The organism is Pantoea sp. SIMBA_079 (assembly GCF_046940275.1).
In the GTDB taxonomy this organism is placed as follows: domain Bacteria; phylum Pseudomonadota; class Gammaproteobacteria; order Enterobacterales; family Enterobacteriaceae; genus Pantoea; species Pantoea borealis.
Genome location: NZ_JAWRYR010000355.1, coordinates 1 through 269, shown reverse-complemented (window position 1 = coordinate 269; position 269 = coordinate 1). Strand labels below are relative to the sequence as shown.

The following is a 269-nucleotide window of genomic DNA, read 5'->3' as shown; positions in this document are numbered from 1 at the left end:
CAGGTTCAATATCAGGTACCGGACTTTATCCGCGTCCAGGCGCGGGTCCTGGCCCGTTCGGCGTTTCGTGTCAAAGGCTTGAGGGTATACAGCTTGGCCATCGCCTCTGCCGTCGGATACAGGTTGGGGTTGTTGCGAATCGTCGGATTCACCTTGTCGGTCGCATCCTTGTTCGGGTTCGGATACCCAACGAAGTCGCTGATCGGCGCAATGACCTCTGGCCGCAGCAGGTAGTTGATGAACGTATGCGCATCCTCCGGGTTGGCTGC

At 58.4% G+C, this 269-nt stretch carries 1 pseudogene; it reads right to left on the bottom strand.

The features are described from left to right. Nucleotides 1-11: 11 nt before the first annotated feature. Nucleotides 12-269: pseudogene (locus tag SB719_RS20345) on the bottom strand (spermidine/putrescine ABC transporter substrate-binding protein PotF); the annotation flags it as partial.